Source organism: Streptomyces sp. NPDC008137 (assembly GCF_042957035.1).
In the GTDB taxonomy this organism is placed as follows: Bacteria; Actinomycetota; Actinomycetes; order Streptomycetales; family Streptomycetaceae; genus Streptomyces.
Map to the genome: position 1 here is coordinate 547,521 of NZ_JBIBHN010000002.1, position 6,165 is coordinate 553,685.

Consider the following 6,165-nt stretch of genomic DNA (forward strand, 5'->3'; position numbering starts at 1 on the left):
AGGCCGGAGTAGTCATGAATGGAATTCACCCCTTCCGCGTGCTGCGCGCCAGAGCTCTGTGGATCGCCAGCGGCGTGATCACGGGTGTTCTCGCGCTGCTGTTCGCCGTGCTGTACGTCGGCGCCAACATCGATCCAGTCGGCCACATGAAGAACCTGCCCGTCGGCCTGGTCAACGCCGACAAGGGAGCCGCCGTCGGCGGGAAGCAGGTCAACCTGGGCGCCCAGATCACCGAGTCGATCAGTAAGTCCACCGCGGGAGGGGACAAGATCGACTGGAAGGTGATGGACGAGCGGGAGGTGAAGGAGGAACTCGGCGAGGGCAAGCTGTACGGCGCGCTCGTCGTGCCCGCCGACTTCACGTCCTCGGTCGCCGCCCTGACCGGCACCACGGCCGCCGGGACTCCGGCCCGCCCGACGCTGACGGTGCTGACGAACCAGTCCGCCGGCAGCCTCGGCTCCAGCCTGGCGCGGGTCGCGACGACGCAGGCCGCCGAGAACGCCTCGCTCCACATCGGCAAGGAACTGACCGCCCAGATCGGACCCGCGCAGGAGAAGCTGCCCGCCGCGGCACGCGTCCTGCTCGCCGATCCGGCCGCTGTCACGGTGAAGGACGGCCATCCCCTCGACTCGCACAGCGGCCTGGGCCTCACCGCGTTCTATTACGCCCTCGCCCTCGTGGTCGTCGGCATGCTCTCCGCCAACGTCATCAGCGGCCAGGTCGACCACACCCTCGGCTACACCCACAACGACCTGGGCCCGCTGCGCCTGCACCGCCCGCTGATCCGGGCCACCCGCGTGCAGACCCTCGCCATCAGCAGCACCCTCATGGCGGCCCTGTCCCTCCTGATGGGCACCCTGGTCATGGTCGGGGCGGTCGGCATCATGGGCATGGACGCCTCGCACCTGCCGCTGCTGTGGCTGTACTCGGTCTGCGCCGTCGCGGTCTCCGGGATCGGCGCGCTCACCCTCCTCGCCGTCTTCGGCACCCCCGGCATGCTGGTGGCCACACTGGTCTTCATCGGGATGGCGGTGCCCACGGCCAACGCCACCACGCCGATCCAGGCGCTGCCCGGCTTCTACCGCTTCCTCGCGGAGTTCGAGCCCCTGCGGCAGATCGCCGACGGCATCCGCGCGATCCTCTACTACGGCGCGCAGGGCGACGCGGGCCTGACCCGGGGCTGGGTGATGATGGCCGTCGGTCTTGTGGCAGCCGCCCTGTTCGGCTTCGGCGTGCTGGGGTGGTACGACCGCAAGGGGCTGCACCGCATCCCGGTCGAGACCGAGCCCGAGAAGAACGCCACCCCGGTGTAGCGGAACTCCTTCCGCCTCCCCCAGGACGGGGCCGTTGAGCGGAGTGGCCCCCCGTGTGCCGCCCCCGTGGGGACGAGGGGCGTGCACACCATCAGGGCTCGGCGACGGGCCTTCTCCCGGGAGAACCGTCGCCGAGCCCTGAGCGGACTTCAGCCCCCGGAAGGCGCCGCCGGTTCCCTACACCCCTGAAGGCCGATCGGTTTCCCATGCGTCCGATGCGAGTCAACCTCACGACAGGACCACCGAAGTGAAGTCAACTTCCAGAGAGCGCCTGCTGGAGGCGGCGGCCACGCTCACCTACCGGGACGGCGTCAATATCGGCGTCGACGCGCTGTGCAAGGCGGCGGGAGTGTCGAAGCGCTCCATGTACCAGCTGTTCCACAGCAAGGACGACCTGCTGGCAGCAAGCCTGGAGGAGCGTACTGCCCCCTTCGTGGCCACTCTCCTGCCTCCGGCGGACGACGGCCGCTGCCCCCGCGAGCGGATCCTGCACGTCTTCGAGCAACTGGAGTCGCAGGCGGGCGCGCCCGCCTTCCGAGGCTGCCGGTACCTGACTGTGCAGATCGAGCTCAAGGACCAGAATCACCCTGCGAGCCAGGTGGCACACCGGATCAAGGCGAATCTGACCGCCTTCTTCCGTGCCGAGGCCGATCGCGGCGGTGCGAGCGACCCTGATCTGCTGGCCCGGCAGCTGACCCTGATCCTTGACGGCGCCGGCGCCCGTGCGGGGAGCGGAGCCGACACCATGACGGGACTTCTCGCCCCCACGGTGGTCACCCTGCTGGATGCGGCAGGCGTGCGCTGACGCCTCGTTCTTCCGGAAGGCTTCCTGGTCTCCTGGCCTCTTTCCCGCACCGGGGGAGTCCGGTGGCGGCGAAAGTGTTACCGAGCATGCCGCAGCAAAGAAACGTGCGGTCCGGTCGGCATCGGTATCCAGCGCCCAGTGTTCCCATGTCTTCATCCGGCCCAGGCCGATCTCCTGATCAGGTTGTCGCCCTGCATCCCGGCGGCCGCCACGAAGGCGTATCCCTGCATCTGCAGTCTGCTCGCTCGTCTATGGCGCTGTGAAGAGCAGCGGGAAGCGCAGGCCCAGCCACGGTTTGCGGCCCCAGACGACGACCTTGGCGCGGGCCATGGCGGTGGGGGCGGTCCAGCGGCCCAGGGCGAGGAGGAGGAAGGCGACGGGGTCGATGGCTATCGTGCAGTCGGGCCGGCGGGGCGGGGCGTCGGTGACCGTGGGCATGCCGTCCGAGAAGGTGACGGCGAAGCGGTCGCGGCCGATCCGCAACAGATAACACGCACAGTGGTCGGCCGCGCCGGCGTTCACTGCACGCGGCATGGCCAGTCGCATGAAGGGCAGCGTGAACGCGACCACGTCCCGGTTGACCATGTGAGGCCCGCGCAACGCGACCGCGATGTCGTATCCGTGCCCGAGCAGATGCGTGAGCAGGTACGAGCCCAGGGTGGCCGTGGACATCGGCCCCATCGGCGTCAGCGCCGCCTCCAGCGGACTGCGGCCGGCCGCGGCCGCGACGAAGGCCCGGGCCGTGTCCGCGATCTCCGCGCCGAGGACTTCCGGATCCCGCTGCGGGAAGGCGGCCAGAGCCGCCCGGTTGGCTGCCGCGAGGCCGCTGGGCGTCCCATCGCCGTAGGGGCGTTCCTCACCCGTCCCGATGGCCACCATCAGCTTCCCTGCCAGCGCGAGGTGCGCCGCCGCCTCCCCCACCGTCCACTCTGCGCCCCGCAGTGGCGTGTGAGGGTCGGCTCCCGCCTGCAGCAGCTCCGCGATCCGGTCGGCAGTGGCGACAATGGCATCCTCGGGTGTCATGAACGCGATCGTGTCCGCGCTCGGACTTCCTGTCCAGTGCCCTGCCTGTCCTGCTCCCGCCTGTACCTGAAGGACTTATCGGGGGTACGGCGTTCATGATCGGGTCCGCCCGGCGAAGGGGCCGTCTCGGTCAGGAACGAGCTCCACGGCTCCCTGGGCGAGAAGGGCGCCTTGGCCGATGCGATCGCGTGGGAGTCGGTCCCGGTGCACCGGTCCGGGCAATCGCCCAGGCCGTTGGGCGAACCGCCGCACCCGCCCCTGCCGGTCCGGCAACAAGCGTTGCCCGGCACGTGGCTGCGCGTCCCACCGGGGCGATGGCACCGAAGTCGATCCGGCCGCCCACGTGGAGGTCCCTCGGATGTGGAAGCGCACCACGTTGCCCCTTAAGGGACGGCTCCTTCTCCAGCTCGACCGCGTCGAATGGCCAGGCGGCTCACGGCGGCCGGATCGGGCGGTCCTGCCGGGTGCGGTAAGGCGCTTCGGTCCGGTCCCTGTTTCCCACGTCGACGAGCGTGGTGGTGCTGGATGCGGCCGGTTTCAGGTGGGGCGGCGGATGGCCTCTACGGCGGTGTCGTAGAGGTCGAACATGTCGGCCTGTCCGCCCAGGCGTACCCATTCTTCATTGGCTGCCTGCATGCAGACGATCGCTGCGGCTGCGATCGCGCGGGCTTGCAGGGTGCGGCGGTCGGAGTCGGGCAGTCGCGGCTCGATGTGCGGCGCGAACAGGTCCTGCCAGCGGCCCTGCTTCTCGGCGTGCCCGGCGCGCAGGGAGTCGTTGCCGAACAGCAGCGTGATGAACTCCAGGCGCCCTTCGGCCGGTATGTCGATCTCCTCCAGGGCCTCGAACGCCGCGCGCAGCGCGGTCCAGGCGTCCTCGTCGGCCGGGCGCTCGGCGAGGCGCGCGGCGATCAGTTCGCCCTGTTCGTCCAGGCCGCTGAGCGCGAGGTCTTCCTTGTTGCGGAAGTAGTTGAACAGGGTCCGCCGGGAGACGCCCGCGGCGGCGGCGACCTCATCGAGGGTCGTGTTGTCGAAGCCCTTGGCGGCGAACAGCTCGATGGCGGTCCGGGCCAGCAGGGAGCGGACCACGGAGCGGGTCTGCTCCCGGATAGGGGCGGGTTTCTGAGTCATGCACCGATGGTACTTCGTCTCATGCCATGCACCTACTTGCACTCAGTGCAAAGATGTGCGTAGAGTGAATGCCATGAGCGACACCGACTCCGTCCCCGCCGCTCTCATCAACAGCTAAGGAACGCGATCATGGCCATCACCGACGTCACCGCACAGCCCACCGACGCGGAGCGCTTCCAGCACATCCTCCAGACCCAGCGCGCCGCCTACCTCCGCGACGGAGCGCCCTCCCTGCAGGCACGGCGCAGCGATCTGGCCAGGTTCAAGAAGGCGCTGATAGCCCGGCGCGGCGCCATCGAGGGGGCGATCGACGCCGACTTCGGACATCGCTCGCGGCACGAGACCGCGTTCATGGAAGTCGTGGGCGTCGTGCAGGGCATCGACTACCTGCACCGCAACCTTCGCCGGTTCATGCGTCCGACCCACCGCCACATCGAGCTGCTGCTGCGTAACGGCAGCAACCGCATCGAGTACCAGCCGCTCGGCGTGGTCGGCGTCATCTCGCCGTGGAACTACCCGGTCAACCTGTCACTGATGCCCGTGGTCACCGCGATCGCGGCCGGCAACCGCGTGATGCTCAAGCCGTCGAAGCTGACCCCGGCGACGAACGCGGTGCTCGCGCAGATGCTCGGCGAGCTCTTCCCGCCGGAGCAGGTCACGATGGTCAGCGGCGACGGTTCCGCGTTCTCCTCCCTGCCGTTCGACCATCTCGTCTTCACCGGCAGCACCGAGGTCGGACGGGCCGTGATGAAGGCGGCCAGCGACAACCTCGTCCCCGTCACGCTGGAACTCGGCGGCAAGTCCCCGACCATCGTGGCCAAGGGACACGTGACCGACCGGGCCGTGTCCGACATCGTCTTCGGCAAGCTTCTCAGCGGCGGGCAGACCTGCATCGCGCCCGACTACGCCTTGGTGCACGAATCCGAGATCGACGCCTTCATCGCCACCTACGACAGACTCGTGAAGACCGCCTACCCCGACGGCCCGACCGGCGACGACTACACGTCGATCGTCGACGACAAGCAGTACAAGATCCTCACCGGCCTGATAGAGGACGCCCGCGCTCACGGGGCGCGGATCATCGAGGTCGGACACCGGCCGGGCGACGCGGCCCGCCGTCCGCACACCCTCGCACCGACCGTCGTGCTCGGCGTCACCGACGACATGCGCATCGCCCACGAGGAGATCTTCGGCCCCATCCTGCCGATCTTCGGGTACCGCGACATCGACGACGCCATCACCTACGTCAACGCACGGCCCCGGCCGCTCGCCCTCTACTACTTCGGCGACAGCGGCCCCGACCGACGCAAGGTCCTCGACCGCACGACCTCCGGCAACGTCACCGTCAACGGCACCATCATGCACGTCGCACAGGACGACCTCCCCTTCGGCGGCGTCGGCGCCAGCGGGATGGGCAAGTACCACGGCATCGAAGGCTTCCGCACGCTCAGCCACCCCAAGGGCATCTACGTCCAGGGACGCTGGAACGCCACCCGCATGCTGCGCGCCCCCTTCAACAAGCGCACCGAAACCCTCCTCAACTTCCTGCTCCGGTGAAGAAGGCAGCACTACCGCCCGGGCAGCGGCCAGGACATGGCCGAGGCCCACGCCTCCGCAAGGAGGCCCCGATGACTGACCGGCCCCGTTCTCGTCACCGGGGACACCTCACACGTCACGACCATCGCCCAGGTGGGCTCCGGGCCCGCCTCGGCAACAGATGAAGCACTCGATGACGGTCACCGACCGTCGCAAGGATTGAAAGGAGCAGGGGAAGTGGCACCCGCGAGGGCGCCGTGTCCCCGACCGCCATGAAGAAGATCGACTACCGTACCCAGACCACTTTGATCACCGGGGCGAGTGCTGGACTCGGCGCGGAGTTCGCCCGTCAGTTCGCCG

General features: G+C 69.0%; 5 protein-coding genes. 3 read left to right on the forward strand and 2 right to left on the reverse strand.

The window, feature by feature from the left end; all coding sequences use genetic code 11:
* Positions 1-14 precede the first annotated feature (14 nt).
* Positions 15-1,313, forward strand: a complete 1,299-nt coding sequence (locus ACFZBT_RS05985) for a DUF3533 domain-containing protein (RefSeq protein WP_391098838.1) — start codon at positions 15-17, stop codon at positions 1,311-1,313.
* A 247-nt stretch (positions 1,314-1,560) separates the two neighbouring features.
* A complete protein-coding gene (locus tag ACFZBT_RS05990; protein ID WP_391098840.1) occupies positions 1,561-2,118 on the forward strand; it encodes a TetR family transcriptional regulator in 558 nt (185 codons plus the stop codon).
* Between the two features lie 249 nt (positions 2,119-2,367).
* Here ACFZBT_RS05990 and ACFZBT_RS05995 read toward each other — a convergent pair whose 3' ends face one another.
* Positions 2,368-3,141, reverse strand: coding sequence for a maleylpyruvate isomerase family mycothiol-dependent enzyme (locus ACFZBT_RS05995; protein ID WP_391098842.1), 774 nt, complete (start codon positions 3,139-3,141; stop codon positions 2,368-2,370).
* Between the two features lie 537 nt (positions 3,142-3,678).
* Complete coding sequence (locus tag ACFZBT_RS06000; RefSeq protein WP_391098845.1) at positions 3,679-4,269, reverse strand: TetR family transcriptional regulator; 591 nt, start codon at positions 4,267-4,269, stop codon at positions 3,679-3,681.
* Positions 4,270-4,398: 129 nt separating this feature from the next.
* Here ACFZBT_RS06000 and ACFZBT_RS06005 point away from each other — a divergent pair, with 129 nt between their 5' ends.
* Entirely contained in the window at positions 4,399-5,826 is a 1,428-nt protein-coding gene (locus ACFZBT_RS06005) for an aldehyde dehydrogenase family protein (RefSeq protein WP_391098848.1), read from the forward strand.
* Positions 5,827-6,165: the final 339 nt, after the last annotated feature.

What these genes read in the sequence shown, in the direction of transcription:
- ACFZBT_RS05985 (WP_391098838.1), top strand. Translation starts at nt 15, where the DNA reads ATGAATGGAATTCACCCCTTCCGCGTGCTGCGCGCCAGAGCTCTGTGG.
- ACFZBT_RS05995 (WP_391098842.1), bottom strand. Translation starts at nt 3,141, where the DNA reads ATGACACCCGAGGATGCCATTGTCGCCACTGCCGACCGGATCGCGGAG.
- ACFZBT_RS06000 (WP_391098845.1), bottom strand. Translation starts at nt 4,269, where the DNA reads ATGACTCAGAAACCCGCCCCTATCCGGGAGCAGACCCGCTCCGTGGTC.
- ACFZBT_RS06005 (WP_391098848.1), top strand. Translation starts at nt 4,399, where the DNA reads ATGGCCATCACCGACGTCACCGCACAGCCCACCGACGCGGAGCGCTTC.